25 protein-coding genes are annotated in these 26,841 nt (G+C 64.4%); 18 read left to right on the plus strand and 7 right to left on the minus strand.

Annotated elements, in window-relative coordinates:
- Nucleotides 1-140: 140 nt before the first annotated feature.
- Complete coding sequence (locus FGK64_RS00285; protein ID WP_246057635.1) at nucleotides 141-1,940, minus strand: divergent polysaccharide deacetylase family protein; 1,800 nt, start codon at nucleotides 1,938-1,940, stop codon at nucleotides 141-143.
- Between the two features lie 199 nt (nucleotides 1,941-2,139).
- Here FGK64_RS00285 and FGK64_RS00290 point away from each other — a divergent pair, with 199 nt between their 5' ends.
- The 7 genes from FGK64_RS00290 (at nucleotide 2,140) to lexA (ending at nucleotide 7,668) form a co-directional block, all read left to right on the plus strand.
- Nucleotides 2,140-2,721, plus strand: coding sequence for an anthranilate synthase component II (locus FGK64_RS00290; RefSeq protein ID WP_138861818.1), 582 nt, complete (start codon nucleotides 2,140-2,142; stop codon nucleotides 2,719-2,721).
- Nucleotides 2,718-3,743, plus strand: coding sequence for an anthranilate phosphoribosyltransferase (trpD, locus tag FGK64_RS00295; protein WP_138861819.1), 1,026 nt, complete (start codon nucleotides 2,718-2,720; stop codon nucleotides 3,741-3,743). The genes FGK64_RS00290 and trpD overlap by 4 nt, the downstream gene beginning before the upstream one ends.
- The gene (locus FGK64_RS00300; RefSeq protein WP_138861820.1) at nucleotides 3,740-4,417 is read left to right on the plus strand and encodes a uracil-DNA glycosylase; all 678 of its coding nucleotides are present in this window, start codon (nucleotides 3,740-3,742) and stop codon (nucleotides 4,415-4,417) included. The genes trpD and FGK64_RS00300 overlap by 4 nt, the downstream gene beginning before the upstream one ends.
- Nucleotides 4,414-5,226, plus strand: a complete 813-nt coding sequence (gene trpC / locus FGK64_RS00305) for an indole-3-glycerol phosphate synthase TrpC (protein ID WP_138861821.1) — start codon at nucleotides 4,414-4,416, stop codon at nucleotides 5,224-5,226. Before FGK64_RS00300 ends, trpC begins: the two co-directional genes overlap by 4 nt.
- Nucleotides 5,226-5,699 carry a cyclic pyranopterin monophosphate synthase MoaC gene (gene moaC, locus FGK64_RS00310; RefSeq protein ID WP_138861822.1) on the plus strand — a complete coding sequence of 158 codons (474 nt, stop codon included), beginning with the start codon at nucleotides 5,226-5,228 and terminating at the stop codon, nucleotides 5,697-5,699. Before trpC ends, moaC begins: the two co-directional genes overlap by 1 nt.
- A gap of 9 nt (nucleotides 5,700-5,708) precedes the next feature.
- Nucleotides 5,709-6,881, plus strand: a complete 1,173-nt coding sequence (locus tag FGK64_RS00315; protein WP_138861823.1) for a molybdopterin molybdotransferase MoeA — start codon at nucleotides 5,709-5,711, stop codon at nucleotides 6,879-6,881.
- A 94-nt stretch (nucleotides 6,882-6,975) separates the two neighbouring features.
- A complete protein-coding gene (lexA, locus tag FGK64_RS00320; protein WP_138861824.1) occupies nucleotides 6,976-7,668 on the plus strand; it encodes a transcriptional repressor LexA in 693 nt (230 codons plus the stop codon).
- Here lexA and FGK64_RS00325 read toward each other — a convergent pair.
- Entirely contained in the window at nucleotides 7,662-9,716 is a 2,055-nt protein-coding gene (locus tag FGK64_RS00325) for a ComEC/Rec2 family competence protein (protein ID WP_138863014.1), read from the minus strand. The two genes, lexA and FGK64_RS00325, sit on opposite strands and share 7 nt — an antisense overlap.
- A gap of 91 nt (nucleotides 9,717-9,807) precedes the next feature.
- On the opposite strand from FGK64_RS00325, the gene gltX reads away from it, so the two are divergent.
- The 4 genes from gltX (at nucleotide 9,808) to FGK64_RS00345 (ending at nucleotide 14,678) form a co-directional block, all read left to right on the plus strand.
- Entirely contained in the window at nucleotides 9,808-11,205 is a 1,398-nt protein-coding gene (gltX, locus tag FGK64_RS00330) for a glutamate--tRNA ligase (RefSeq protein ID WP_138861825.1), read from the plus strand.
- Nucleotides 11,206-11,315: 110 nt separating this feature from the next.
- The gene (gene gltA / locus FGK64_RS00335) at nucleotides 11,316-12,611 is read left to right on the plus strand and encodes a citrate synthase (RefSeq protein ID WP_138861826.1); all 1,296 of its coding nucleotides are present in this window, start codon (nucleotides 11,316-11,318) and stop codon (nucleotides 12,609-12,611) included.
- Between the two features lie 176 nt (nucleotides 12,612-12,787).
- The gene (locus FGK64_RS00340; protein ID WP_171053931.1) at nucleotides 12,788-13,750 is read left to right on the plus strand and encodes a calcium-binding protein; all 963 of its coding nucleotides are present in this window, start codon (nucleotides 12,788-12,790) and stop codon (nucleotides 13,748-13,750) included.
- A 43-nt stretch (nucleotides 13,751-13,793) separates the two neighbouring features.
- A complete protein-coding gene (locus FGK64_RS00345; RefSeq protein WP_138861828.1) occupies nucleotides 13,794-14,678 on the plus strand; it encodes a DMT family transporter in 885 nt (294 codons plus the stop codon).
- Here the strand turns inward: FGK64_RS00345 and FGK64_RS00350 are convergent.
- Nucleotides 14,675-16,093, minus strand: coding sequence for a protein adenylyltransferase SelO (locus tag FGK64_RS00350; RefSeq protein WP_138861829.1), 1,419 nt, complete (start codon nucleotides 16,091-16,093; stop codon nucleotides 14,675-14,677). The two genes, FGK64_RS00345 and FGK64_RS00350, sit on opposite strands and share 4 nt — an antisense overlap.
- 108 nt (nucleotides 16,094-16,201) lie before the next feature.
- Nucleotides 16,202-17,329, minus strand: coding sequence for an anhydro-N-acetylmuramic acid kinase (locus FGK64_RS00355; RefSeq protein WP_138861830.1), 1,128 nt, complete (start codon nucleotides 17,327-17,329; stop codon nucleotides 16,202-16,204).
- A gap of 63 nt (nucleotides 17,330-17,392) precedes the next feature.
- Between FGK64_RS00355 and tyrS the strand changes: the two genes are divergently transcribed.
- The 3 genes from tyrS to FGK64_RS00370 all read left to right on the plus strand — a co-directional run bounded on the left by tyrS (nucleotide 17,393) and on the right by FGK64_RS00370 (nucleotide 20,474).
- Complete coding sequence (gene tyrS / locus FGK64_RS00360) at nucleotides 17,393-18,643, plus strand: tyrosine--tRNA ligase (RefSeq protein WP_138861831.1); 1,251 nt, start codon at nucleotides 17,393-17,395, stop codon at nucleotides 18,641-18,643.
- Nucleotides 18,644-18,944: 301 nt separating this feature from the next.
- Nucleotides 18,945-19,820, plus strand: coding sequence for a GNAT family N-acetyltransferase (locus tag FGK64_RS00365; RefSeq protein ID WP_246057637.1), 876 nt, complete (start codon nucleotides 18,945-18,947; stop codon nucleotides 19,818-19,820).
- A gap of 60 nt (nucleotides 19,821-19,880) precedes the next feature.
- Nucleotides 19,881-20,474, plus strand: coding sequence for a hypothetical protein (locus FGK64_RS00370; protein ID WP_138861833.1), 594 nt, complete (start codon nucleotides 19,881-19,883; stop codon nucleotides 20,472-20,474).
- 2 nt (nucleotides 20,475-20,476) lie between these two features.
- Here the strand turns inward: FGK64_RS00370 and FGK64_RS00375 are convergent, their stop codons facing one another.
- The 3 genes from FGK64_RS00375 to FGK64_RS00385 form a co-directional block, all read right to left on the minus strand.
- Nucleotides 20,477-22,288 carry an ABC-F family ATP-binding cassette domain-containing protein gene (locus tag FGK64_RS00375; RefSeq protein WP_138861834.1) on the minus strand — a complete coding sequence of 604 codons (1,812 nt, stop codon included), beginning with the start codon at nucleotides 22,286-22,288 and terminating at the stop codon, nucleotides 20,477-20,479.
- 57 nt (nucleotides 22,289-22,345) lie between these two features.
- The gene (locus FGK64_RS00380; protein ID WP_138861835.1) at nucleotides 22,346-23,080 is read right to left on the minus strand and encodes a GNAT family N-acyltransferase; all 735 of its coding nucleotides are present in this window, start codon (nucleotides 23,078-23,080) and stop codon (nucleotides 22,346-22,348) included.
- Nucleotides 23,081-23,166: 86 nt separating this feature from the next.
- Nucleotides 23,167-23,604 carry an outer membrane protein assembly factor BamE gene (locus tag FGK64_RS00385; protein WP_246057638.1) on the minus strand — a complete coding sequence of 146 codons (438 nt, stop codon included), beginning with the start codon at nucleotides 23,602-23,604 and terminating at the stop codon, nucleotides 23,167-23,169.
- A 114-nt stretch (nucleotides 23,605-23,718) separates the two neighbouring features.
- On the opposite strand from FGK64_RS00385, the gene FGK64_RS00390 reads away from it, so the two are divergent.
- The 4 genes from FGK64_RS00390 (at nucleotide 23,719) to FGK64_RS00405 (ending at nucleotide 26,799) form a co-directional block, all read left to right on the plus strand.
- Nucleotides 23,719-24,255 carry a YceD family protein gene (locus FGK64_RS00390; protein ID WP_138861836.1) on the plus strand — a complete coding sequence of 179 codons (537 nt, stop codon included), beginning with the start codon at nucleotides 23,719-23,721 and terminating at the stop codon, nucleotides 24,253-24,255.
- 212 nt (nucleotides 24,256-24,467) lie between these two features.
- Nucleotides 24,468-24,674, plus strand: coding sequence for a 50S ribosomal protein L32 (gene rpmF / locus FGK64_RS00395; protein WP_138861837.1), 207 nt, complete (start codon nucleotides 24,468-24,470; stop codon nucleotides 24,672-24,674).
- Between the two features lie 20 nt (nucleotides 24,675-24,694).
- Nucleotides 24,695-25,831 (plus strand): phosphate acyltransferase PlsX, encoded by a 1,137-nt coding sequence (gene plsX, locus FGK64_RS00400; protein WP_138861838.1) that lies wholly within the window; start codon nucleotides 24,695-24,697, stop codon nucleotides 25,829-25,831.
- Nucleotides 25,828-26,799, plus strand: coding sequence for a beta-ketoacyl-ACP synthase III (locus FGK64_RS00405; protein ID WP_138861839.1), 972 nt, complete (start codon nucleotides 25,828-25,830; stop codon nucleotides 26,797-26,799). The genes plsX and FGK64_RS00405 overlap by 4 nt, the downstream gene beginning before the upstream one ends.
- The last annotated feature ends 42 nt before the right edge of the window (nucleotides 26,800-26,841 follow it).

A 26,841-nucleotide genomic window follows, 5' to 3' on the forward strand; every position in this document is an offset into this window, starting at 1 on the left:
GGGTTGAAGGGGGCTCTGCCCCCGTCCCTGCGGGACTCCCCCGAGATATTTGAGGCCCAAAGAACGCAATGTGACCCCAAGCTTCTTTGGGCTTGAAATATCCCCGCCGGAGGCATCCCGCGAAGCGCGATCCGCGCGGATCAGCGCGTGTCGTCCACGGCTTTCGCAAGCACAGCCGAGACCGGAGCAAGCGCGACACGGTTGGCGCGATCCTGCAAGCCCCAGAGGAGAAGAGCCGAGATGGTATCCGGCCGCACCCGGCCAAGCATGATCACGCCGCCTTCCTGCCGCGCACGGAATGCAGCCTGATCCAGAAAGCGGCGCATGACAGTCGGTGTCTGGCCTGCGCCATCGAAGTCACGGAACACAGGCAGCGCCGGGACCCCGTTGCGCAAGGCAAGTTTCTGAGCCGTGTTCAACCCGTTGCCCTGTGTAATCAAGCCACGACCGGTTGCCTGCGCATAGGCGCTGACCTGATCGGATTGAGCGCGGTTGCCTTGGAAGCCACTTGTCGTTCCTTCCAGCAGGGCGACTGTATCCGGCAGCGCAGTCAAGCTGGCCGAGAGCGCAACTTCGACATCCTGCGCGGTGGCGGCCTGCGGCAAATCCACCAGTGCCACGACCTCGAATCCATTCGCGCGGTGGCGCGCCATGCGCGCGGCAGCATCCGGGTCAAGCGGATCAACCGCAAAGGTCAGCGGATAGGGAAACTCGCGCAGGGCCTCTATTCCAATGGCGCGCGGATCGTCGATCAGGACAATGCTCATCAGGGGCTTGTCCTCGGGATTATCGAAGGGCGCCGCAAAACGTGCAATCGCGGGCGCATCCGCCGCTGGAGCCTCGGGCGGCTCGACCGTGGGTGTCGCGGCAGGTGCCTCTGTGCGGTCGGTCAGCGGGATCACCGGTTGACCGATGCGCGGGACCAGCGCTGTGTCTGGCGCCCCCGCCTGAGGCAGTGTTGCGGTCCGGGGGGCGGACCCGTCATCCGGCTGATCGCTCTCCGATGCTGGTTCAATGACAGGCAGAGAGCTGTTTCTTGTCGCAACGTCGGACTGTTCCGCCGGGGCCGGGTTTGTTGCAGCCTCCGGCGCCTCTGATGCCTCTGGTACCGGGTCGGGCTTGGCCTCGGACACAGCCGGGTCGCGCGGCGGCGCGACCGATGCACGCGCAACCTCTGGCTGCGCATCCGACTCGGCCGGGAGAACGGGGGGCTCGACGGCGAACGTATGTCTGGCGGGCGCGCGGGTGGTCTCGATCTGCGGTGCGGTACCTTCCTGCTTGGAGGTTTGGGCCGCGATGGGCGGTACGGCATCGGCAGGCTTCGACGCGGGAGTGAGCGAAACCGCCGGCGCCGCATCCATGCTTGGTTCAGGCATCACAACCGGATCAGTGGGTAGAACAGGCATCTCCTGATCCGGGCCTTGTGCCACATCGCTCTCTGGTTGCGGTTGCGGGACCGGTTGAGGGGCACGGCCGACCCCGGGCGCCTCTGGAACCGTCGCTGTCTCGACTTCGGGCGCTTGGGTCTGGTTACCGGGAGAGGCCACCGCTGACGGATCTGCGATGTTTGGCGGACTGTCACTGGGGTTTCCAATATCGGGCGCGCCCGATACGCCCGGCCCTGCAATCGGCTGTTCCGGTGCCACGGCAACTTCGGGCTTGCCCGCGCTGCTGGTGGGATCCCCGGCCGGGCCGGCGACATCCGCCGTTCCGTCGCTGTCGGCCGTGCGGGGCACGCTGGGCGGCGTATCGACGAGGTCTGCGTCGTTGCCCGGCGCAGGCACCTCCGCGGCTGGCGCTTCGGGGCGCGTCATCGCGGGCGCGGATATTTCGCTGGCCACATCTGGCCGGGGCGCAAGCGGCGCAATCAGCGACACCGTGGCCACCAGCAGCCCCATCGCCACACCGCCCCAGATTAGCCCGCTGATAAATCCGCGCATCTGCCTGCCCTGCCTCATCCCGCACTCACCGGCACCGGAGCTTTGGCCAAGACCCGCCCCTGCTTTGGTACCCGGGGCGACGCGCGGCCAAGCTGCAAACGTGCGCCCTTGACGCCCGCGCCCATCCCTGAACATGTTGTCGCGAATATCATACCGTCAAAGGCTTGCGCGCCTCCAGCCCATAAAGACCGAATGCCCCATGCTGCTGCTGATCGACAACTATGACAGTTTTACATACAACCTTGTCCACTATCTGGGCGAGCTTGGTGCCGAGGTCGTGGTGCGCCGTAACGATGCGCTGAGCGTGGACGACGCGATGGCGATGAACCCAGCGGCCATTCTGCTGTCGCCAGGCCCCTGCGACCCGGATCGCGCCGGTATCTGCCTTGGGTTGACGCAAGCCGCGGCGCAGTCGGGCACCCCTTTGCTGGGCGTATGTCTAGGCCATCAGACCATCGGTCAGGCCTTTGGCGGGCGCGTCGTGCGCGCAGGCGAGATCGTGCATGGCAAGATGGGCGCCATCCGACACGACGGTGGCGGCGTCTTCGCAGGGCTGCCCAGCCCCTTCGCCGCCACGCGCTATCATTCGCTGGTGGTGGACCGCGAAAGCCTGCCCGACGCGCTGGAGATCACCGCAGCGCTGGAGGATGGCACCATCATGGGCCTGTCGCATCGAACGTTGCCGATTCATGGCGTACAGTTCCACCCCGAGTCGATCGCCTCGGAACATGGGCACGCGCTGCTTGGCAATTTCCTGAAGCTGATGAAAGTCCCGGCATGAGCGACCAGTTAAAACCCCTTATCGGGGCCGCTGCCGACCGCCCGCTGACCCGGGCCGAGGCGGAAACCGCCTTTGGCCTGTTGTTCGCAGGCGAAGCTACACCCAGCCAGATCGGTGGCCTGCTGATGGCGCTGCGCACCCGTGGTGAAACGGTGGATGAATATGCCGCCGCTGCTGCTGCGATGCGCGCGCGCTGCCACAAGGTAAGGGCTCCGCTGGGGGCGATCGACATCGTCGGCACCGGCGGCGATGGCAAGGGCACGCTGAATATTTCCACCGCCACCGCCTTTGTGGTCGCGGGTGCCGGTGTGCCTGTGGCGAAGCACGGCAACCGCAATCTCAGCTCGAAATCCGGTGCGGCGGATGCGCTGTCAGAGATCGGGATCAAGGTGATGGTCGGCCCCAAAGTGGTCGAACAATGCATTGCTGCGACGGGGATCGGGTTCATGATGGCGCCGATGCATCATCCGGCGATGGCGCATGTCGGGCCGGTGCGGGCGGAACTTGGCACGCGCACCATTTTCAACATCCTGGGTCCGTTGACCAACCCGGCGGGCGTCAAACGTCAGCTGACCGGAGCGTTCACCCGCGATCTGATCCGTCCGATGGCCGAAACGCTAGGGCAATTGGGCAGCGAACGTGCGTGGCTGGTGCATGGCTCGGATGGCACTGACGAGCTGACGATTACCGGCGTCAGCTGGGTCTGCGCGCTGGATGACGGTGGGGCGCTCTCCGAATTCGAACTGAACCCCGAGGATGCCGGGCTGCCGGTGCATCCGTTTGAAGCGATTGTCGGCGGAAGCCCGGCCGAAAACGCCGCGGCCATGCGTCTTTTGCTGGGCGGCGCGCCTTCGGCCTATCGAGATGCGGTGCTTTTGAACGCCTCGGCCGCGCTGGTGGTGGCGGGTACGGCGGCCGACCTGCGCGAAGGCGTCGCGATTGCCGCCGAAAGCATCGACAGCGGTGCCGCGCGCGCCAAGGTCGATCAGGTCGCCGCAATCACAACCTCCGCCTCGGCGTGACGCCCCCGTATCGGCCAAGCCGCGCGCGACTGGGCGATTGGGGCAGGCTTCCGTTTTTCAAAGACGACTTCGATCGGATCGCAGCCCGGCTGCAGCAAGAACCCGGGCCGATCTTTCCACCTGCGTCGCAGGCGTTCGCCGCGCTGGAGCGCACGCAGCCCGACGATACCCGCGTCGTGATCCTGGGCCAGGATCCCTATCACACGCCCGGCAAGGCGGATGGGCTGGCCTTTTCCATCGCGCCGGATTTCGGCGGAAGGCTCGATAGTCTTGGAAACATCTTCAAAGAGTTGCAGGACGATCTTGGTATTTCGCATCCCTCTACCGCGCTGCAGGATTGGGCTGATCAGGGCGTATTGCTTCTGAACACCGCGCTGACCGTGCCGCAGGGCAAGGCGAACGGCCATAAGGGGCTTGGCTGGGCGACGCTGGTCGATCAGGTGCTGGACCGGCTGGACGACGCTCCGCGCGCGCTGATCCTCTGGGGTAAACCCGCGCAGGCCCGGGCGCGGCGCATGAAACATCCCGGCCACCTTCGCATCGAAACGGCCCATCCCTCGCCCCTGTCCGCCTATCGCGGCTTCCTTGGATCACGCCCGTTTTCGCAGGTGAATGGGTGGTTGCAGGCCCGCGGCGCGCGGCCCATAAACTGGGGCGAACCGGAGGCATCATGACAACAACCGTTCTAGACAAGATCAAAGCCTACAAACTTGAGGAAATCGCGGCGGACAAGGCCGCGAAACCAATGGAAGAGATCGAGGCCGAGGCCCGCGCCGCCTCTCCCGTGCGCCCCTTTGCAGACGCCATCGCCAAGGCCACCCGCGAAGGTTATGGGCTGATCGCCGAGGTGAAAAAGGCCAGCCCGTCCAAAGGGTTGATCCGCGCCGATTTCGACCCGGCCGCCTTGGCCGCGGCCTACGAACAAGGCGGCGCGACCTGCCTTTCGGTGCTGACGGATACGCCATCCTTCCAGGGCGCCAAACCGTTCCTCGCCGAAGCCCGCGACGCCTGCGAATTGCCGGTCCTGCGCAAGGATTTCATGTATGACACCTATCAGGTGGCCGAGGCGCGCGCGCTGGGGGCCGACTGCATATTGATCATCATGGCCAGCGTTTCGGACGCGCAGGCTGCAGAGCTGGAAGAGGCCGCAACCGAATGGGGCATGGATGCGCTGATCGAAGTGCATACCGCCGCCGAGTTGGAACGCGCGGCCAAGCTGAACAGCCGGTTGATCGGGATCAACAACCGCGATCTGAAAACCTTCGAGACATCGTTGGACACCTCGCGCAGCCTGTCGAAACTGGTACCGACCGACCGCATCATCGTGTCGGAAAGCGGCCTGTCGACGCCGGACGATCTGTCCGAAATGGCGCGCTACGGCATCCGCAGCTTCCTGATCGGGGAAAGCCTGATGCGACAATCTGATGTGGCGCAGGCCACGACCGACCTGCTGGCCAACCCCCTGACCCCCGGAGCCATGTGATGGCGCTGACTCATTTCGACGACACCGGCGCTGCGCATATGGTGGATGTCTCGGACAAGGCCAGCACCGCGCGCATTGCCACTGCCGAAGGCCATGTACGCATGGCCCCGGAAACCCTGGCCCTGATTGCCGAGGGGCGCGCAGGGAAAGGCGATGTGATGGGCATCGCGCGGCTGGCCGGGATCATGGGCGCCAAGCAAACCTCGGGCCTGATCCCGCTGTGCCACCCACTGCCAATCACCAAGGTCTCGGTCGATCTTACCACCGATGCCAGCCTGCCCGGCGTGCGCATCAGCGCCACGGTCAAGACAACTGGCCAGACCGGGGTCGAGATGGAGGCGCTGAGCGCGGTCAGCATCGCCGCGCTGACGGTCTATGACATGGTCAAGGCCGCCGACAAGGCAATGGAGATCGGAGGCGTCCGGGTAACCCTGAAAGACGGCGGAAAATCAGGCCGTTACGAGGCTCAGTAGAGGTATCGCATGATTACGGTCGATGACGCCCGGGCCCTTCTGTTCGATCTTGTCCCGGTTCTGCCGGTCGAGCGTGTGCCGCTTGGGCGCGCGGCCGGGCGCGTCTTGGCCGGACCCGTGGCCGCGCGGCGCGATCAGCCGCCTTTCGATGCCTCCTCGATGGATGGCTACGCGGTGAAATCGGCCGAAGCCGAGCTGCACGGGATGTTCCGCGTCATCGGTGAATCCGCCGCGGGGCACGGGTTTCCCGGCAAGGTCGGCGCAGGCCAGGCCGTGCGCATCTTTACCGGTGCGCCAATGCCGGAAGGCGCTGATTTCGTTGTCATCCAAGAGGATATTACCCGCCGCGGCGATGTGATTACGATAACCGATACCCCGGGTCACAAAACAAACGTTCGCCCGCGCGGCGGCGATTTCCGGGCCGGAGACAGCATCGACGCGCCCCGCCTTCTGCGCCCGGCAGACATCGCGCTGCTGGCCGCGATGCATGTCGCGCAGGTGCCTGTGCGGCGGCGGCCAGTCGTGGCGCTGATCTCAACCGGCGACGAATTGGTGATGCCGGACGATACGCCCGGCGCGGATCAGATTACCGTCTCCAACACCTTTGGGTTGGCTGCAATGCTGGGGGATGCCGGTGCCGAAGTCCGCATTCTTCCGATAGCACGCGACCGGACGGAGTCTTTGGAAACCGCGCTGAACCTCGCGCAGGACGCCGACCTGATTGTCACCATCGGCGGTGCCTCGGTTGGCGATCACGATCTGGTCGGGCAAGTGGCGCAAGGCGCCGGGCTGGAACGGTCGTTCTACAAGATCGCAATGAGGCCCGGCAAACCGCTGATGGCGGGGCGCCTGGGGGGCTCTGCGCTGGTCGGACTTCCGGGAAATCCGGTGTCAGCAATGGTTTGCGGACATATCTTTATCCTCCCAATGCTCCGTGTGATGGCCGGTTTCCCGCCCGAGGCGCCGATATTGCGTCGCGCGACGTTGTCAGAGGACCTGGCTGAGAACGGCCCGCGCGAACATTACATGCGCGCGGTCCGCGACGGCGAGACGATCCACGCTTTCAATGATCAGGACAGCGCGATGCTGGGCCTGTTGTCGCGCGCCGATGCATTGATCCGTCGGCCGGCAAATGATCCTGCCAGAACGCGCGGCGAGATTGTCGACTATGTCGCGCTGTAGCTGCGGCATAACGCCAACACCGCGATCAAACCGTTGACACAAAACGGGAACATGCCTAGAACAAAGTGGAACAACCGGGCATAGGGGCATCGATATGTTGACGAAAAAGCAGCTTGATCTGCTTGAATTCATTCACAAGCGGGTGCAACGCGACGGTGTTCCGCCGAGCTTTGACGAAATGAAAGCCGCACTTGACCTGCGGTCGAAATCAGGCATTCACCGGCTGATAACGGCCCTTGAAGAACGCGGCTTTATTCGCCGTCTGGCCCACCGTGCCCGCGCCATCGAAATCGTCCGCCTGCCCGACAGCATGAATGGCACCGCCGGTTTCCAACCCCGCGTGATCGACGGCGACAAACCCGATGTGTCGCGCCCTGCCAATGCCGCGCCGGTGGTGGCTTCGGCCATCGAGCTGCCGGTCATGGGCCGCATCGCCGCCGGTGTCCCGATCGAGGCCATCAGCCATGTGTCGCATCAAGTGGCCGTTCCGGGCGCGATGGTGTCGTCGAAAGGCGAACACTACGCGCTTGAAGTCAAAGGCGATTCCATGATCGACGCCGGGATCAACGATGGCGATGTCGTGGTGATCCGCGAAACCTCGGTGGCGGACAATGGCGATATCGTCGTGGCTTTGGTCGAGGATGCAGAGGCAACGCTGAAGCGCTTTTACCGGCGCGGCAATGCCATCGCGCTGGAGGCGGCGAACCCCGCCTATGAAACACGCGTTCTGCCCGAGGACAAGGTTAAGGTCCAAGGCAAGCTGGTTGGGCTGATCCGGACCTACTGACGCCGCCGAGATGTATTCCAGAGGCGCGCGCCAGTGGCATCACGCGCGCTGACGAGCCGACCCCGGTGAATTGCAAGGCTTCCGGTTTTGCGCAGCACAGGTGGGTCAAACACCAGGCACGGCCCCGCAACCGTCAGCTTGACCGACGAGACGATGATCTGATCGGCCGCGCAGGTGCGTGTTGTTTCGGAGAACGTGGCTGCCATCCGTTTTCCCGAAAGGTGAATAATCTCGTGCGGGCCCAGTGCAATGCGCAGCGGCTCTCCTTTACCGGCCGAGGGCCAGCGCGCCGCGGCACCTTGCTGCCCGGCCCCGTCGCCATCGTTTTCCAGCCAGATCCCCGCGACGAACCCGGCCCCGCGCGCCTTGCTGAGCGCGCGGCCGGCCTCGGTGGCAACCCCGACCAAAGTTCCGGTATCGGCGATCAGGATCTCGGGCCGCTCGGCCTGGGCCCAAAGCAGCAGCGCTGCCAGCATCGGCGCAGCACCCAGCCAACGCCCGCGCCCTTGCCAAGCAACCACCACCAGCGCGCCAAAGGCCAGCAGCGGCAGCACGGCCCAGTGCGGTGCCGCCACGAACCCTTGCGCCCCGTCCCAGCCCGATACAGTTTCAGCCACCCAAAGGATCCACCGAAGGCCAAGCCCCATCAACCACAGGCCGATCCAGTCGAGCCCCAGTGGCGCAAGGCACAGTGCCAGAACGGCGGCGGGCACCACAAGCACCCCCATCAAGGGGACGGATGACAGGTTGGCGATCAGCCCGTAATGCGACAGCGTGTTGAAATGCGCCGCCCCCACTGGCGCTGTTGCCGCCCCCGCCACCGCCGAGGAAATCACCACGGCCGCAACTGGCCGTGCCCAGCCCGGAAGCCGCGGCAGCCTGTCGTCGCGCATGGCATTGAATACAGCCACAAGGGCCGTCGTTGCGGCAAACGACATCTGGAAGCCCGGGCCCAGCAATGCCTCTGGTCGGAGGGACAGGACGATCACCGCCGCCACCGCCACGGCCCGCAGTGATAGCGCGCGGCGGCTGCACAGCACCGCGACCAACGCCACGGCAACCATCACATAGGCCCGCTCCGTCGCGACGTTTCCGCCCGACAGCGCCAGATAGGCGGTGGCCGCGATCAAAGCTCCACAGGCCGCAATTCGCTTGGTCGGCCAGCGCAGGGCGATGACCGGCACCAGCGCAAGGCCCAGCCGCAGCGCGCCAAAGACGAACCCGGCCAAAAGCCCCATGTGCAGACCCGAAATCGCCAGCAGATGTGCAAGGTTCGAGGCCCGCAGCGCGTCTAGCGCGGCCTGCCGGATGCCGCTCCGGTCGCCCGTCGTGATTGCCGCGCCAAAGCCGCCGATATCGCCCGGCAATTCGGCGCGGACATACAGCGAAATCGCCTGCCGTATTGCGAAGATGAAAGTGTCCGGCGCGGGTTCGGGCGCGGCAACCCGCAGAACCGGAACGCGGGAATAGCCCACCGCACCAAGTGATTGAAACCAGGCGTGGCGTCGGAAATCAAAGCCCCCGGGTTCGGCCGGGCCTTGTGGAGGTGACATGTTCGCGGTTGTCATGATGCGGGTGCCCGGGCGTAGCATCGCATCGTCGGCCACTGCATCGCCATGCAGCGAAATCCGCACCCGCTCGGGGGTGCGTGCAGCCGACACGCCCGCCAGCCGCACCCGGTCAAGCGTAACGCGCGGCGCGTCCGAGGCCGACCTGTCCAGCCCGACGACGCGCCCCTCGACCGCCCCGTACATGCGAAATTCCAGCACTGGCGCCGCCAGCCGATGTGCCCGCCAACCGGCCAGCGTGAACCCCGCGCCGATCAGCGCCAGCGCAAGGGCCAGCGTGCCAAGCGCGCCGGACCAGCGCCACGCCAGCATCGTCAGAAGAAAAGACCCCGCCACAACACCGGCATAGGCAACCGCCTCGGGTTCGCGAGAGAGACCGAAATACAGCCCGATCCCCATCGCCATGCAAACCGGAACCCAGGGAAACAGCGCCCCCCGCTGCTCCGCGATCACCCGATCCAAGGCTGCCGTCGCGGCCATCACGGCACGCATGCTTGCCCCCCGCCCTTCGGCTCGTTAGACAGGCGCCAAGCTATCTCCCCCATCGTTACCAAAAGGTAAATCCGCACCCATGTCCGCAGATGTCGTTACCCGGTTCGCCCCATCTCCTACTGGCTTCCTGCACATCGGCGGCGCCCGCACGGCCCTGTTCAACTGGCTTTATGCCCGCGGGCGCGGCGGGAAATTCCTGTTGCGGATCGAAGACACCGACCGCGCGCGATCGACCCCCGAGGCAACGGCGGCGATCCTTCAGGGGCTGGCCTGGCTGGGCCTTGATCACGACGGAGAGGTGGTGAGCCAGTTTGAAGGCGCTGCGCGCCATGCCGAGGTCGCGCGGCAACTGCTGGCCGAGGGCAAGGCCTACAAATGCTTTTCCACACAAGAGGAAATTGCCGCCTTCCGCGAGACGGCCCGCGCCGAAGGCCGCTCGACCCTGTTCCGCTCGCCCTGGCGCGACGCGGCACCCGAGTCGCACCCTGAAGGCGACTATGTGATCCGGATCAAGGCGCCCGAAACCGGCGAGACCGTGATCCACGATCAGGTGCAGGGCGATGTGACCATCCGCAACGACCAACTGGACGACATGGTTCTGCTGCGCAGCGATGGCACCCCGGTTTACATGCTTGCGGTTGTGGTCGACGATCACGATATGGGCGTGACCCATGTCATTCGCGGCGACGACCACCTGAACAACGCCGCGCGTCAGATGATGATCTATCAGGCGATGGGCTGGGCCGTGCCGGTCTGGGCGCATATCCCTCTGATCCACGGCGCCGACGGCAAGAAGCTCAGCAAACGCCATGGCGCGCTGGGGGCGCAGGAATATCAGGCGATGGGCTATCCGGCCGCCGGAATGCGCAACTATCTGGCCCGGCTGGGATGGAGCCACGGCGACGACGAATTCTTTACCGATGAACAGGCGCGAGATTGGTTCGATCTGGACGGAATCGGACGGTCTCCGGCGCGGTTCGATACGAAAAAACTTGAAAACCTCTCTGGGCAGCATATTGCTTTGGGGGATGATGCTGCGTTGCGGCAGGAGATCGAGGCCTATCTGGAGGCTGCCGGGTTGCCTGCCCTGACGTCAGATCAGTCGGATGCATTGGAACGTGCCATGTTCTGCCTGAAAGACCGCGCGAAAACATTCCCCGAACTGCTTGAAAAAGCGGCGTTTGTTCTGCAATCGCGGCCGATTCAACCGGACGAGAAGGCACAAAAGGCGCTGGCTTCGGTATCCGATGGTATACTGTCGGAATTGACGCCGCATTTGCAAAGTGTTAGCTGGACCCGTGACGAGTTGGAGAGCGCGCTGAACGGCTTTGCCGAAGCAAAGGACACCAAGTTCGGGAAACTGGCGGCTCCGCTTCGGGCGGCCCTTGCCGGACGGTCCGTAACGCCATCCGTATTCGATATGATGCTGGTGCTTGGGAAGGATGAATCCCTGGCCCGCTTGAGCGACGCAGCATGACCCCGGCCATGTTCATGATTGGGTAATATTGCGTCGATACCACCTGTGTCTGGCAGGATGCCAGCAAGGCCCGTGAAACCGGGCCGTTTACGCAAGAGGAAGGGATGTAGATGACAGAATCGACCAAAACCGCGACACTCAGCTTTGATGGCAAGACATTCGAATTGCCGATCCTGTCGCCAACCGCCGGTCCCGATGTGCTGGACATCCGCAAGTTGTATGCACAGGCCGGGGTGTTTACCTACGACCCGGGCTTCACCTCGACTGCAAGCTGCGACAGCACCATCACCTTCATCGACGGTGACAAGGGCGAACTGCTGCACCGCGGCTATCCGATCGACCAGCTAGCCGAAAGCTCGCACTTCCTCGAGGTCTGCTACATCCTGCTGTATGGCGAACTGCCCTCGCCCGCCGAGCTTGAGGATTTCGAGGCGCGTGTGACCAACCACACGATGATCCACGAGCAGATGCACAACTTCTTCCGTGGCTTCCGCCGTGATGCGCACCCGATGGCAACGATGGTGGGCGTGGTTGGCGCAATGTCGGCCTTCTACCACGACTCGACCGATATCAGCGATCCGTGGCAGCGTGAGGTCGCCTCGATCCGCCTGATCGCCAAGATGCCGACGATTGCCGCGATGGCCTATAAATATTCGATCGGCCAGCCCTTCGTCTATCCGCGCAACGATCTGGACTATGCGTCGAACTTCCTGCGCATGTGCTTCAGTGTGCCGGCCGCCGAGTATGAGGTGAACCCGATCCTGAGCCGCGCGATGGATCGCATCTTTACTCTGCACGCGGACCACGAACAGAACGCCTCGACCTCGACGGTGCGTCTGGCGTCGTCTTCGGGCGCGAACCCCTTTGCCTGCATCGCGGCCGGGATCGCCTGCCTCTGGGGTCCAGCACACGGCGGCGCCAACCAGGCCTGTCTGGAGATGTTGGAAGAAATCGGCTCGGTCGACCGGATTCCCGAATTCATCGCCCGCGCCAAGGACAAGAACGACCCGTTCCGCCTGATGGGCTTTGGCCACCGCGTTTATAAAAACTTCGACCCGCGCGCCAGCGTGATGAAGAAGTCGGCTGACGAAGTGCTTGATCTGCTGGGCGTGGAAGACAACCCCAAGCTGCAAGTCGCCAAGGAGCTGGAAAAGCAGGCTCTGGAAGATCCGTACTTCAAGGACAAGAAGCTGTTCCCGAACGTCGATTTTTATTCGGGCATCATCCTCGAGGCGATGGGCTTCCCCACGTCGATGTTCACGCCGATCTTCGCGGTGGCCCGCACCGTCGGCTGGATTTCGCAGTGGAAGGAACAGATCAGCGATCCGCAGCTGAAAATCGGTCGTCCGCGCCAGCTGTACCTTGGCGAAACCGCGCGCGATTACAGCGATATCGAAAACCGCTGAAGTCACAACGATTGCTTACATGCACATGCCCGGCCCAAGCGGCCGGGCATATTGCATTTCAGGCATCAATCCCACGCCCCCCCTCGATTATTCACGAAACAGAAACGCCAAGCAGCTGGTGATTGACGGAATCACCGGCGCGTCCCATAGGAATGTGGCAACATTTAGGTGGTCTGATGGGTGAACTGGTTATTCTCGGCATGCTAGGGCTTGCCGGTTGTTTTGCACTGTTTCAGGCGCTGGATGATGATGACGATCAGGCCGCCGGCCCCAAAGGCATCGACGAGTCAGGCACCGACGGCGACGACCTGCTGACAGGAACCGAAGGCAATGACACCCTGCGCGGCGGCGCGGGCGATGACACGCTGAACGGACTGGGCGGCAATGACACACTTTCGGGCGGGTTACAGGACGACACCATCAATGGCGGCACCGGCAACGACCTGATCCATGGCGGCTATGGCGAAGATTTGGTGTTGGGCGGCGCAGGCAACGACCATGTCTTCGGTGACGAAGGCGATGATGTTGCATCGGGTGGTGCGGGCAACGACGTGGTCAGCGGCGGCCCGGGCGACGATCTGGTACTTGGCGGCGACGGAGACGACCTTGTGCGCGGTAGCCTGCAAGACGATCTGGTCGCCGGTGGCAACGGGTCGGACACCGTGCTGGGGGGCTACGGCAACGACATCCTGACCGGCTCGAATGCCTTCACCCGAGACCTGACGGACGACGAACTCGCCGACATCCGCAACGATTTCGCCGTCGGCGACGGGCCGACCCTGCCCAATGGCGTGGATTACGAATTGGACACCGACGATGGCGCGCCTGACGTGCTGGACGGCGGCGAAGGCGATGACATCCTTTACGGCCAGTCGGGCGACACGTTGACAGGCGGCGCAGGCGAAGATGATTTCATTCTGACAGGCACACCGACCGCGCCGGTTCATATCACCGATTACAACGTGGCCGACGATGTGATCGTCTACCAATACCCCAACGGCGGCACCGAACCCACGATCACCGTCGAGGCAGGCGTAGACGGCGCCGCCAACATCGTGGTCGATGGGCGTATCGTGGCCACCTTGGCAGGGACCGACCCGAATACCGTCTCTGTCGCAGCGCTCGAACGGGCAGCCTGAGCGCACTATTGACAGCGCCCCGCGAACGGCGCCTAGTCCGCCCATGGAGGAGAGACGCGCAATCGATGCATTCGGGGCGGCGGCCCTGATCGGGTTCGCGTCGCTGCTGGCGTTCAATCAGGTGGTCATCAAGGTCACCGGAGGTGGGTTCAACCCGGTGTTTCAGGCCGGGCTGCGCTCGGCCGGGGCCTCTTTGGTGCTGCTGCTTTGGATGGTCTGGCGGCGCCAGCCCATCCTTATTCCCCGCCGCATCCTGCCTTGGGCGATGCTGGCCGGGGCGATTTTTTCTTTCGAATTCACCTGTCTGTTTCTCGCGCTTGACCTGACCACCGTGTCGCGCTGCTCGGTCATTTTCTACACCATGCCGGTCTGGCTGGCGGTGGCGGCACACCTCTGGCTGCCCGGCGAGCAGCTGACGCGGACTCGCAGCGCCGGGCTGGCGCTGGCGGTGGCCGGCGTCGTTCTGGCTCTGTTCGATCGCTCGAACGGCCAGGCCTCACTGGCTGGTGATCTCTTGGCACTGGTGGCCACTTTGGGCTGGGCAGCAGTGGCGCTGATGGTGCGCATGACCCCGCTGGGAGAGCTCCGGCCCGCCTCGCAACTGATGGCTCAGGTTCTGTTCTCGGCCCCGCTGCTGTTGCTGGCCGCGCCGCTGTTCGGCCCGCTGGTCCGCGAGCTTGAACCGATCCACTGGGCCGGATTGGCGTTTCAGGCCATCTGCGTGGCCAGCCTTGGCTTTCTCAGCTGGTTCTGGCTTCTGACGATCTATCGCGCCAGCAGCGTCGCGGCCTTCAGCTTCCTGTCGCCTGTCCTGGCGGTGGTCTTTGGCTGGGCGCTGCTGGGGGAACGCATCGGACCGGCCGTGCTGGTCGCACTGGTTCTGGTGGCGGCCGGCATTTTCCTGATCAACCGTCCCGCCCGCGCCTAGGTGCCACAGAAGGTGGCCGCAACCACCTCGCCCTCCAGCGGTGACGCGGCCAGATCGGCGGCGTCGGGCTGGTTTTCATACGGCCGCGCCAAGACGCCCAACAAACGTTCGAACGGCGCATAGTCCCCCTCGACCGCCGCCGCGATCATCTGTTCGATCCGGTGATTGCGCGGAATGAACGCGGGGTTCGCCGCCAGCATCCGCGCCTCGGGCGCTTCTTCTTCCGCGATCCGCTGCCGCCAGCGGAACTCCCAATCGTCGAAATCACCCGGGTTCACAAACTGGTCACGCGCGCCCCCCTGCGCCAGGGCCCGGAAGGTATTGGTGAAATCCGCCTGATTTCCCGCCATCCGCGTCAGCAGATCGGTGATCAGCGCCTCGTCTCCGTCCTGCACCTCGGCAATCCCGATCTTGCCCGCAAACCGGCGCAGCCACGCCGCGCGCAGCAATTCGGGCATCGCATGCACGATCTCGGTCGCCTCATCGGCCGCCGCCTGCACATCCTCGCATTGCTGAATCAGCGCCGTCGCCAGCTGCGCCATGTTCCACACCACGATGCCCGGCTGATTGCCATAGGCATAGCGCCCGGTCCGGTCGATCGAGCTGAACACCCGCCCCGAACTGAACTCATCCATGAAGGCGCAAGGCCCATAATCAATGGTTTCACCCGATATCGCGCAGTTGTCGGTGTTCATCACCCCATGGATAAATCCCACAGCCATCCAAGCCACCACCAACTCGGCTTGCGCATCGCGCACCGCCCGCAACAGTCCCAGCGGGCCGTCGGCCCCCGGATAATGCCGCGCAATGGCGTAATCGGTCAGCATAGCGAGGTTCTCGATCTGCCCGCGCGCAGCAAACACCTGAAAGCTGCCCACCCTCAGGTGGCTTTTTGCCACACGTGTCAGCACCGCCCCGGGCAAAGGCGCCTCGCGCAGCACCGTCTCGCCGGTTTCAACCGCGGCCAGCGCGCGCGTGGTTGGAATGCCAAGCGCATGCATCGCTTCTGAAACCAGATATTCGCGCAGAACCGGCCCCAGCCAGGCGCGCCCGTCGCCCATCCGCGAAAACGGGGTCCGCCCCGATCCCTTCAGCTGGATGTCACGCCGCTGTCCATCGCCCCCGACAACCTCGCCCAGCAGCACAGCGCGCCCGTCGCCCAGCTGAGGGTTATAGGTGCCAAACTGGTGCCCCGAATAGAGCTGCGCCAGCGGATCGGCCCCCTCCGGCACCGAATTGCCGCCAAAAACCGCTGCCGCATCTGAACCCGGTTCCTCCGACACCCCCAATTCCCGGGCCAGCGCCCCGTTATAGGCCACAAGATGCGGCGCCCCGACAGGCTCGGGCCGCTGGCGTGCATAAAACCCTTCGGGCAGGCGCGCGTAACTGTTGTCGAACTGAAAACTCATATCCATAGGCCCAACATAACCATGAATGCTGCAGATACCACCGGCGACCGCTTGGCCTGCCAGCCCCCTGCTTCACTATTCGAAAAATACTCACATCGCGACGCCCGCCGGGCATCACCCGCCGACGACAGCGCGGGCTTCGGGCCGCGAGAGGATTCCGCCGCCAACTGCCGCCCGCACCCCCGTCGTTCCGGAACAGGACGTCGGCAAGCCCCGCGCCACCCGCACCGCCAGATGGGCGAAAGCCTGCGCCTCCAGCATGTCGCCATCCAGCCCGACCGCCTCGACAGGTTCCACTGGCACGTCGATCGCAGCCTGAAGCATGGCCATGATCACCGGGTTGCGCCGCCCCCCTCCGGTCACCAGCACCCGCGAGGGCGGCGTCGGGCAATGGTCCAGCCCCTGCACCACCGCCGCGGCGCACATGCCCGCCAGCGTCGCCACCGCATCGGCATCCGACAACTCGCCGACCAGCTCTATCATTTCAGAGAAATCGTTCCGGTCCAAAGACTTCGGCGGCATCCGCGAGAAGTATCCTTCGGCCAGAAACAGCTCCAGCGCGCCCTCTTCCACCTGGCCCTGCGCGGCCAGCGCGCCGTCGCGGTCCATGTCCAGCCCGCGCCGGGCCTGCATCAGGTCATTGATGGGCGCATTCGCCGGACCGGTGTCGAAGGCGATCAAGGCGCCCTGCATCTCGGGGCGCGGCATCGACGGGTCCACATAGGTCAGGTTGCCAACCCCGCCAAGGTTGAGGAAACACAATGGTTCACGCGCCTTGATGAAACGTGCACAGGCATGGTGAAAAAACGGCGCCAGCGGCGCGCCTTCGCCGCCCATGCGCACATCATCGCTGCGGAAATCCCAGACCACCGGCACCTCCAGCGCCTTCGCCAAGGCCGCGCCATCGCCCACCTGCAACGTTCCGCGTCCACGCGGCTCATGCGCCAGGGTCTGGCCGTGAAACCCGACCAGCGCGGCGGTGCCAAACGGGGCCAGCGCCTCGATATGCGCGCGCTCCACCACTTCGGCGGCGCGGTCAACTTCGGGCCCGCTCCAGCGCCCCAGCGCCGCACGCAGCACCGTCTTTTCCGCCTCGGAATATGCCCGGTAGCCAGAGAGGCCAAAGCCGCGGATGTCATGCCCGTCGGTCAGCACCAGTGCCGCATCCACACCATCAAGCGACGTGCCGCTCATTGCGCCAAGCGCCCAGATCGGTCCCGCCTGCCCCGCCACCTTATTCATGGCCTTTTCCTTTGCCTGCCCCGCGCCTATACACTGCCCCTGTTCAACGTTCCGAGGCAAGAGATGACCTACCACCCCAAATCGGATTTCATGGCTGTGATGATGCAACGCGGATTTCTCGCGGATTGCACCGATTATCAAGGCTTTGACGAGGCTTTGGCCGCGGGTGTGGTGCCGGGGTATATCGGCTTTGACGCGACGGCGAAATCGCTGCACGTCGGCAGCCTGATCCAGATCATGACGCTGCGCTGGCTGCAAAAGACCGGGCACAAGCCGATCACCCTGATGGGTGGTGGCACCACCAAGGTGGGCGACCCGAGCTTTCGCGCCGATGAACGCCCCCTGCTGACGCCGGCGCAGATTGACGACAACATCTCGGGGATCAAGCAGGTCTTTGCCAAGTACCTGGACTATGGCGATGGCCCCACCGACGCGCTGATGATCAACAATGCTGAATGGCTGGATCACCTGAACTACCTGGAATTCCTGCGCGACATCGGGCGCCATTTCAGCGTCAACCGGATGCTGTCATTCGAATCCGTCAAGTCGCGGCTGGACCGGGAACAATCGTTGTCGTTCCTTGAATTCAACTACATGATCCTCCAGGCCTATGATTTCCTTGAGTTGAACCGCCGCTATGGCTGTCTGGTGCAGTTCGGCGGGTCCGACCAGTGGGGCAATATCGTCAACGGGATCGACCTGACGCGCCGCGTTCTGGACACCCAGATTTTCGGCCTGACCACGCCCCTGCTGACCACCAGCGACGGCAAGAAGATGGGCAAGACAGCCGATGGCGCGATCTGGCTGAACGGAGATATGCGCGCGCCCTATGAATTCTGGCAGTTCTGGCGCAACACCACCGATGCCGACGTGGGCCGGTTCCTGAAGCTGTATACAGAAATCGACATCGACGAATGCGACCGTCTTGGTGCGCTGGCCGGTTCCGAGATCAACGACGCCAAGATCATTCTTGCCAATGCGGTGACCACGCTGTGCCACGGGGCCGAGGCTGCCGCCGCAGCCGCGGCGACTGCGCGCGAGGTGTTCGAACGTGGCGGGATCGGGGACGATCTGCCCACGCTGACCCTGGCCAAGGACGAGGTGGGCGATGGCATTTCCATCGTTCAGGTGATCGTGCGCGCGGGTTTGGCCAAATCGGGCAAGGAAGCCAAGCGGCTGATCGCCGAGAACGGCGCGCGCATCGACGACGCCCCGCTGACCGACGCGGGGCTGATGCTGGATGCGGCCGCGCTGGCCTCGCCCGTCAAGCTGTCGGCCGGGCGCAAGCGTCACGCGCTGGTGCAACTGGGCTGACGTGTCGCCCTCTGCGCCCCAAGGGTTTGGCGCAGAGGGCAACCCGGCCCGATAGGCCAGCCATATCTTTGCCCTTAAAGGGCCCGCTCGATCACGGTCAAAATCACGAAAACCGGGATCGACACCGCAACAGCGAGGAGGAGCGCCGCCGCGCGAGTCGGGCGTGTGGGCAAGGCCGAAGTGGGCCGGAGCCTTGAGGTATGTCTTCGTTCGGGTCGTGAGTGGCGTTGCATGGCCAGAGTTAACCTCATGTTAGGTTAAGATCGGGTAAACCCTCGCCATGTTCGATCAGGCCTATCCTATGCCGCGCCCCGTGCCCCTCCACCAGCACGCCAGCTATGGCGCGGCGCTGACGCTTTTCGGGCGCCAAACGCTGCAACTGGATGTGCCGCCCGGCACCACGGCCATCCGCCGACATTTGCCGGGCGGCATTCCTGTCACGATGCTGCCGCGCGCCTACCTGCCGCGCGCTGCGCTCCGCGATCTGGCCGGTGCAGGAACCCTGCGCGGCGCGGTGATCCTCGCGCCCGATCATCCGGCGCCATACCTTGCCGACTTTGGCGCGGTGCCCGTGATGACACCGCAATGGGTAGCCGAACTCGCACTGACCGATCCCGATACGATGATGGCCGCGATGCACCAGAAATGGCGCAATCGGCTGCGTCACGGTCTGAAACAGCCGTTGCGCATCACCCGCCGGTCGATGCCGGAGGATGCAGGCCATTGGCTGTTCCGCGCAGAAGAGACCATGCGAACCAGACGCGGCTATCGCGGCTGGCCCACGGGGATGACGCTGGCCTTTAACCGCGCCAATCCCGGCGCGGCGAAACTGTTTACCGCCCACTTGGGCAAGCACGAGGCCGCCGCCGTGCTGATCCTGCGCCATGGGGCGACGGCCAGCTATCACATTGCGCAGTCAAGCGATCTCGGGCGCGCCCATTCCGCACCGGCCGTGTTGCTTTGGGCGGCCGCTGAATACTGTGCGGGCAAAGGGCATGTGCGGCTGGATCTTGGGCCGATCGACACGCGCAACGCGCCGGGGCTGGCACGGTTCAAGCTCGGCTCGGGGGCGGTGCCCCGGCCGCTTGGCGGCACGTGGCTGTGGCTGCCCCGGCTGGGCCGCCTGCTGTCGCCTTTGGCCGTGCTGGACAGGCGCGCGATGGCACCGCTGGCATAGCGGTCTGGACGGCGCGGCGATTGCGCGCATACTCAGGCGGACAGGCGACGGAGTCCACCGATGCCCCGACAAAACCGGGTTCAACCGACCGGAGATATCCTGGCCCATCCCGCACGCGGGGCGTTTATGGGCAATCGCGGCATTCTACACGATGCCGACGGACAGCTTGGCCCGGCGCGCTGGCGGCACAAGGCGTGGGTGACCTGTGTCCTGCGCTTCAAGAACCGCCGCCGTGCGCTGATGCAACCCGGCCATTATACCGAACTGTTCTTTCACGACGAGGCAGTTGCGCTGGCCGCCGGGCACCGGCCCTGTGGCGAATGCCGCCGCGCCGATTATCTGGCCTATCGCGCCGCCGTCGGGGCCCGGGGTACGGTGGATGTGCTGGATGCGCAGATGCACGCCGAGCGCGCGGTGCCCCGTCTCGCGCAACAAAACCGGCATGTCATGGATTTGGCCGACCTGCCCGACGGGGCGTTCATTCTCCAAGATGAAACGCCCTGCCTTGTAGTGGGAGCATCGCTGTATCCGTTCAGCCCGGCAGGCTATGGCCCGGCGCGCCCGCGCCCAACCTCTGGCAAAGTTACAGTTCTGACGCCACCAACCTCGATCAGGGCGTTGAACAACGGATACAAGGCAATGATCCGCCTTTAGGGTCAGGCCCCAGCCTTATCTTCCAGCAGCAGCCATTCCTCTTCCGCGTCGGAGAGCTTTTTCTGCCGCTCCACAAGGGCTTCGGTGGCTTTCCTGAACTTGAGCGGCTCGCGGGTGAACAATTCCGGGTCGGCCATCAGCCCTTCCAGCTTGGCAATCTCGGCTTCAAGCCGCGCGATTTCGGCCGGAAGCGCCTCGAGCCGGTGCTTTTCCGTGAACGACAGCCCCGCCTTGGCCTGTTTCTCGCGCTTGGGTGCGGCGGCGCTGGCAGGCTTTTCCGCCGCTTTCACTGGCGCCGGCGCTTCGGCGGCGCGCGCGGCGGCCTGATCGCTGTAGCCCCCGGCGTACAGCACGGCGCGCCCCGCGCCTTCCATCACCACCGTTGCCGTTGCCACGCGATCCAGGAAATCACGGTCGTGGCTGACAAGCAGCACGGTGCCGTCGTAGTCGTCCAGCACCTCTTGCAGCAGGTCGAGCGTTTCCACGTCCAGATCGTTGGTCGGTTCATCCAGCACCAGCAGGTTGCTGGGCCGCGCCATCAGCCGCGCCAGCAGCAGCCGCGCCTTTTCCCCCCCAGAAAGCGAGCGCACGGCCGCGCGGGCCTGCGCCTCGTCGAACAGGAAATCCTTGAGATAGCCCACAACATGGCGCGGAGTGCCGCGCACCATCACCTGATCGGCCTGCCCCGACACGCGCATGTCGGCATCGCCGGTGAGCGATTCCCACAGCGACATCTCCGGGTCCAGTTGGGCGCGCGCCTGATCGAAGACAGCGATGTCCAGGTTGGTGCCGTGGCGCACGCTGCCCGAATCCGGTTCGACCTGTTTCAGCAAGACCTTCAGAAGCGTCGTCTTGCCCACGCCATTGGGTCCGACAAAGGCGATCCGGTCGCCGCGCTGCACCTTGAGCGAGACATCGCGCAGGATCGGCACGCCGCCATAGGCAAGGTTCAGCCCCTCGGCCTCGATCACCATCTTGCCCGACTTCTGGCCCGAGTCGAACGCCAGCCCGGCCGAGCCTTCGCGCCGGATTTGCGAGGCACGTTCGTCGCGCAGCGCCTGCAACGCACGCACCCGGCCCTGATTGCGCTTGCGCCGGGCGCTGATGCCCTCAACAGCCCATTTCGCTTCTGACTTGATCAGCCGGTTCAGCTTGTGGCGCTGCTGGTCTTCTTCTTCCCAGATCGTGTCACGCCAGCTCTCGAAGGTTTCAAACCCCTTCTCGTGGCGGCGCACCGTGCCACGGTCGATCCATAGCGTGCCCCGCGACAGGGCGCGCAGGAACGCGCGGTCGTGGCTGATCATCACGAACCCGGCGCGGGTCGATTTCAACTCGTTCTCCAGCCAGGTGATCGCGTCGATATCAAGGTGGTTGGTCGGCTCGTCCAGCAGCATCAGATCGGGCGCGCGCGCCATCAATCCGGCCAGCGCGGCACGTCGCCGCTCCCCGCCCGAGGCGGTCGGCACGGCACGGTCAGGATCGAACTTCAGCCCCTCGGCCGCGCGTTCCACCTTATACAATTCGCCCGGATCCAGCCCGCGCGTCGCGAAATCGCCCAGCGTGGCGCAGCCCGCCATATCGGGCTCTTGCTCCATATAGCCAACGGTCTCTCCGGGGCCGACGACGCACAATCCGCTGTCGGGTTCGACAAGCCCGGCCATCACCTTCATCAGCGTGGACTTGCCCGAGCCGTTGCGCCCGACAAGCGCCAGCCGGTCGCCCTGCTGGACAACAAGATCAAGGTCGGAAAACACCGGATCGCCGCCGAAGGTCAGCGAGATGCCAGAGAGTTGTAAAAGAGGTACGCGCGCCATAGCCGCCAGCTACCTGCGCGCCGTGGTGCCGTCAACGGGGCGCGTGCGCTGCGGCTCTCAGACCGCGCGCAGCAGCCGTTTCCGCGCCGCAGGGATTGCGCCGATTTCCACGCCGGTAAACACGTGCAGCGTGTTCATGTGCCGATCCACCACCGCATGATCGCTGACCCATCCCCCCATAACCAGATAGGTGCGCAGCAGGGGCGGCATCACCAGAAGCGCCTTCTTCGGGTCAGGTTTGCGCCGCAACCGCGCGGCAAAGCGGAACACATCAGGCGCCTTGACCCGCGGCAGCCAGCGTTTCGGCGCCAGGTGTTTCGCGCGCAGCATGGCGAAGGCATCAAGATAATGATCGGTTTCCACCCCGGCGAAAGAGGCGCAGCCAAACAGCATGTCGATGCCGTTTTCATCCACAAACCGGGCCATCGCGCCCCAGGCAACGCGCAGGATATCGCCATCGCGGCGGCCAGGGTCGATGCAGAATCGGCCCATTTCCACCATCCGGCCTGCATACCCCCGCAGACCGGACAGATCGTAATACTGAGCCGAGTAGCAGCTTTCGATTTCCTCACCACCGGTCAGCACCAACATCCGAAAACAGCAGACAAGAGCGTTGTCCGAGATGTCATGCACCAGAACATGGACACAGACCGAATCGAAGGCATCACCGTCGCGCCCACCCAGGCCAAAACAGCGCCCCCGCAGATCACGTGCAGCGGCTATCGCATCTTCATCTTGCGTCAGCGTCACGCGATAGCGGCCCCGGCTGAACGGCGACAGCGTGATCGGCATGGGCAACTCCCGGGGCTGATGGCGCGTTGGCCGCGTCCTACCCTCAGGATATGACAGCGCCATGACCCGTGCCAGCCTCTGGCCGATCAGTTGTCGAGAATCGCGCCCGGGCCGATGTTGCCAAGGTTGCCCAGCAACTGACGGATGAAGGTGCGGTCGGTTTCGCCGTTGTCCGTCACGCGGCGGTTCAGCGCAATCACGCGGCCCTGCTCCAGCCCGAAGCGCTCGATGTTGCGCACGATGCCCCGGCTGTCGAAGCTGATCGCCAGAACCTCGCGCGACACCTCTTTCGGCGCGGTCGCCCCATAGTGGCGCATCCGCGAGGCGACATAATAATAGCCATCGTTGTTCAGAACGCCGCTGACCCCGGGGGTACCCACGGCCTCGGTCACGCTGTCGCGGGTATCGCGCCCGACACTGATCTTGGCCAGGTCTTCGTCATTGGGCATATAGCCATGGTCGCGGTACTGGGTGATGCACCCGGCAACGGCAAGCGCCAGAACGGGGATGCAGATTCGGCGCACAGTTCTTCCAAACGACACGATCACGGTATTTTGGCCCCTCTTGCCTTGCAGCCTTCCGGCTTTTATCCCGATTACCGGCTCTGCGCCACCGGTTCAAGAAACGAAAGCTGTATCATGACCAACTCCAAGGCCTTCCGCGTCGCCGATCTGCCCCAGAACAGCCCGACCCCGTTCGAGCTGCGCCCCGATCCGGCGTGGCTCCGCGCACTGGCAGAGGAGCTGGACGTGATCGACCTGCGCAAGGTTGTCTTTTCCGGCACGATTACCGGACAGGGCCGGCGCGACTGGGTTTTGAAGGCGAAACTGGGCGCGACGGTTGTGCAGCCCTGCGTGGTCACGCTGGAGCCGGTGACCACCCGGATCGACACCGACGTGCGCCGTACCTACCTGGCCGAGATGCCCGAGATTGACGCCGAAGAGGTCGAGATGCCCGAAGATGACACGCAAGAGCAGTTGGGCACGGTGATCGACCCGGCACAGGTCATGGCCGAAGCCCTGGCGCTGGCATTGCCACTTTATCCACGCAAGGACGGGGCCGAGGTTGGCACGATGTCGGTGGCCGCACCGGGAATCGCCCCGCTGAGCGATGACGACGTGAAACCCTTTGCCGGATTGGCCAGCCTGCGGGACAAATTGCAAGACAAGGATTGACCCGGAACACTCGGGCAAATATGCCGCGCCATGACCGCCAAAATCGGCTTGCGGTTCTAAAGAATCGCACTATTTTCGCGCGCTCACCGTAAATTTGGTTGGACAATGCCCGGGCCTGGCCCTAAACGCACGTCACACCGCACCGAACGGACGCAAACGCAACTTGGCCCGGCAGGCTGATCGCCCCGGACCGCAGCAACAAAGGTTGAGACATGGCTGTCCAACAGAACAAAGTTTCCAAGTCGCGCCGCAACAATCGTCGCGCTCATGACGCGCTTGTCGCCGCGAACCCGAACGAATGCTCCAACTGTGGCGAGCTGAAGCGCCCGCACCACATTTGCGCAGCCTGCGGCCACTACGACGACAAAGAAGTCGTTGCTCAGGTTGATGAAATCGATCTGGACGAAGACGCGGCATAAGTCGAACGGCGGGCAATCGCATGACGGCCCAGCCCCAGACTGCACCGGCATACCCCGCGCAGAAGGCGCGACGGATCGTGATATCCGTCGATGCCATGGGCGGGGATTCCGGTGCTCAGGCGGTGGTGGCCGGCATGGCCGAATCCGCCGCCATCAATCCTGATATCGCTTTCCTTCTGCACGGCCCTCGGGCCGAGCTTGAGCCGCTTGTCGCGCGCCGGTCGGCGCAGCTGGACGGGCGGGTCGACTATTGCGACGTGCCCGATGTGGTTACGATGGAGGACAAGCCGAGCCACGTGGTGCGCCACGGCAACGGCACCTCCATGTGGTCGGCCGTGCAATCGGTGCGCGATGGGGCGGCCGCGGCGGCCGTGTCCTGTGGTAACACCGGCGCGCTGATGGCGCTGTCGATGTTGCGCCTTCGTCGCCTGCCCGGCGTGAACCGCCCCGCCATCGCCATTCTCTGGCCCTCGCGCAATCCGCAGGGGTTCAACGTGATGCTGGACGTGGGCGCCGATGTGCGCGCCGACGCGGGCGACCTGCTGCAATTTGCGCTGATGGGCGCCGCCTATGCTCGCACCGGGCTGGCGCTGGAACGCCCGCGGGTCGGGCTGTTGAATGTCGGCACCGAGGAACACAAAGGCCGGGCCGAGCTGAAAGAGGCACATGGCCTGATCTCCACCTGCGCCGCCGCCGGTGGCTTTGACTTTGTGGGATTCGTCGAAGGCTCGGACATTCCCGGCGATGTCGCGGATGTGATCGTGACAGACGGGTTCACCGGCAATGTCGCAATCAAGACGGGCGAAGGCACCGCCGGGCTGATCGGCGACCTGCTGCGCGAGGCATTCCGGTATTCGTTCCTGTCCCGACTGGCGTCGCTGCTCGCTCTGACCTCGCTTAACCGTTTGAAAACGCGCATTGATCCGCGCCGCGTGAATGGCGGCGTGTTTCTTGGGCTGAACGGCACGGTCGTGAAATCCCACGGCGGCGCGGACGCCACCGGCGTTTCGGCCGCGATCAAGCTGGCGTTCAAGCTGGCGCAATCCGGTTTTTCGGAAAAACTGGCCGCGCGGGTTGCATCCGCCGCAGAGCTTACCCAAAATGCCCGCGAAACGCCTGAAAAAACGGCGGATGAACAAAAAGAAGGACGGGCATGACACGCCGAGCCGTAGTGAAGGGTGTGGGGCACTACCTACCCGAGCGCGTGGTGTTGAATTCTGAATTCGAAGCGACGCTGGACACGAGTGACGAATGGATTCGCAGCCGATCGGGCATCGAGCGGCGCCATTTTGCCGCCGAGGGCGAAACCACCTCGGCGCTTGCCACCCATGCCGCACGCAATGCGCTGGCCGATGCCGGAATCGAAGCTGATTCGATTGACGCCATCATTCTTGCCACCTCGACCGCCGACATGACCTTCCCCTCGGCTGCCACGATGGTACAGGCCGCACTGGGCATGACCCGCGGTTTTGCCTTCGACGTGCAGGCCGTCTGCGCAGGGTTCGTTTATGCGTTGGCCAATGCCAATGCGATGATCGCCTCGGGCCAGGCCGACCGGGTGCTGGTGATCGGCGCGGAAACCTTCAGCCGCATCATGGACTGGACCGACAGATCGACCTGCGTGCTGTTCGGCGATGGCGCCGGGGCTTTGGTTCTGGAAGCCACGGAAGGCGCGGGCACCTCGGACGATCGCGGCATTCTGGCGACGGACCTGAATTCCGACGGGCGCTATCGCGACCTGTTGTATGTCGATGGCGGTGTGGCCACGCAAAACACCGGGTTCCTGCGGATGCAGGGCAATCAGGTGTTCCGCCACGCGGTTGAAAAGCTCGCCAAGACGGCGGAAACCGCGCTGGAGCGGGCGGGCCTGACCAACGCGGATGTCGACTGGATCGTGCCGCATCAGGCCAACATACGAATCATCCAGGGCACCGCGAAAAAGATGGGCGTTCCGATGGACCGCGTCGTCGTGACCGTGCAAGATCATGGAAATACCTCGGCTGCATCGATCCCGCTGGCCCTGTCGGTTGCCAAAGGCCGGGGACAGATCAAACCGGGCGATCTGCTTGTGACAGAGGCGATTGGCGGCGGTCTGGCCTGGGGTGCGGTGGTGCTGCGCTGGTAGGACGGGCGGCTTTCCGCATTTAACCGTCTCTGCCAATTCCCT

It is taken from the genome of Arenibacterium halophilum, assembly GCF_005938225.1.
Taxonomy (GTDB): Bacteria; Pseudomonadota; Alphaproteobacteria; order Rhodobacterales; family Rhodobacteraceae; genus Arenibacterium; species Arenibacterium halophilum.

What these genes read in the sequence shown, in the direction of transcription:
- FGK64_RS00285 (WP_246057635.1), bottom strand. Translation starts at nt 1,940, where the DNA reads ATGCGCGGATTTATCAGCGGGCTAATCTGGGGCGGTGTGGCGATGGGG.
- FGK64_RS00290 (WP_138861818.1), top strand. Translation starts at nt 2,140, where the DNA reads ATGCTGCTGCTGATCGACAACTATGACAGTTTTACATACAACCTTGTC.
- trpD (WP_138861819.1), top strand. Translation starts at nt 2,718, where the DNA reads ATGAGCGACCAGTTAAAACCCCTTATCGGGGCCGCTGCCGACCGCCCG.
- trpC (WP_138861821.1), top strand. Translation starts at nt 4,414, where the DNA reads ATGACAACAACCGTTCTAGACAAGATCAAAGCCTACAAACTTGAGGAA.
- moaC (WP_138861822.1), top strand. Translation starts at nt 5,226, where the DNA reads ATGGCGCTGACTCATTTCGACGACACCGGCGCTGCGCATATGGTGGAT.
- FGK64_RS00315 (WP_138861823.1), top strand. Translation starts at nt 5,709, where the DNA reads ATGATTACGGTCGATGACGCCCGGGCCCTTCTGTTCGATCTTGTCCCG.
- lexA (WP_138861824.1), top strand. Translation starts at nt 6,976, where the DNA reads ATGTTGACGAAAAAGCAGCTTGATCTGCTTGAATTCATTCACAAGCGG.
- FGK64_RS00325 (WP_138863014.1), bottom strand. Translation starts at nt 9,716, where the DNA reads ATGGCCGCGACGGCAGCCTTGGATCGGGTGATCGCGGAGCAGCGGGGG.
- gltX (WP_138861825.1), top strand. Translation starts at nt 9,808, where the DNA reads ATGTCCGCAGATGTCGTTACCCGGTTCGCCCCATCTCCTACTGGCTTC.
- gltA (WP_138861826.1), top strand. Translation starts at nt 11,316, where the DNA reads ATGACAGAATCGACCAAAACCGCGACACTCAGCTTTGATGGCAAGACA.
- FGK64_RS00340 (WP_171053931.1), top strand. Translation starts at nt 12,788, where the DNA reads ATGGGTGAACTGGTTATTCTCGGCATGCTAGGGCTTGCCGGTTGTTTT.
- FGK64_RS00345 (WP_138861828.1), top strand. Translation starts at nt 13,794, where the DNA reads ATGGAGGAGAGACGCGCAATCGATGCATTCGGGGCGGCGGCCCTGATC.
- FGK64_RS00350 (WP_138861829.1), bottom strand. Translation starts at nt 16,093, where the DNA reads ATGGATATGAGTTTTCAGTTCGACAACAGTTACGCGCGCCTGCCCGAA.
- FGK64_RS00355 (WP_138861830.1), bottom strand. Translation starts at nt 17,329, where the DNA reads ATGAATAAGGTGGCGGGGCAGGCGGGACCGATCTGGGCGCTTGGCGCA.
- tyrS (WP_138861831.1), top strand. Translation starts at nt 17,393, where the DNA reads ATGACCTACCACCCCAAATCGGATTTCATGGCTGTGATGATGCAACGC.
- FGK64_RS00365 (WP_246057637.1), top strand. Translation starts at nt 18,945, where the DNA reads ATGCCGCGCCCCGTGCCCCTCCACCAGCACGCCAGCTATGGCGCGGCG.
- FGK64_RS00370 (WP_138861833.1), top strand. Translation starts at nt 19,881, where the DNA reads ATGCCCCGACAAAACCGGGTTCAACCGACCGGAGATATCCTGGCCCAT.
- FGK64_RS00375 (WP_138861834.1), bottom strand. Translation starts at nt 22,288, where the DNA reads ATGGCGCGCGTACCTCTTTTACAACTCTCTGGCATCTCGCTGACCTTC.
- FGK64_RS00380 (WP_138861835.1), bottom strand. Translation starts at nt 23,080, where the DNA reads ATGCCGATCACGCTGTCGCCGTTCAGCCGGGGCCGCTATCGCGTGACG.
- FGK64_RS00390 (WP_138861836.1), top strand. Translation starts at nt 23,719, where the DNA reads ATGACCAACTCCAAGGCCTTCCGCGTCGCCGATCTGCCCCAGAACAGC.
- rpmF (WP_138861837.1), top strand. Translation starts at nt 24,468, where the DNA reads ATGGCTGTCCAACAGAACAAAGTTTCCAAGTCGCGCCGCAACAATCGT.
- plsX (WP_138861838.1), top strand. Translation starts at nt 24,695, where the DNA reads ATGACGGCCCAGCCCCAGACTGCACCGGCATACCCCGCGCAGAAGGCG.
- FGK64_RS00405 (WP_138861839.1), top strand. Translation starts at nt 25,828, where the DNA reads ATGACACGCCGAGCCGTAGTGAAGGGTGTGGGGCACTACCTACCCGAG.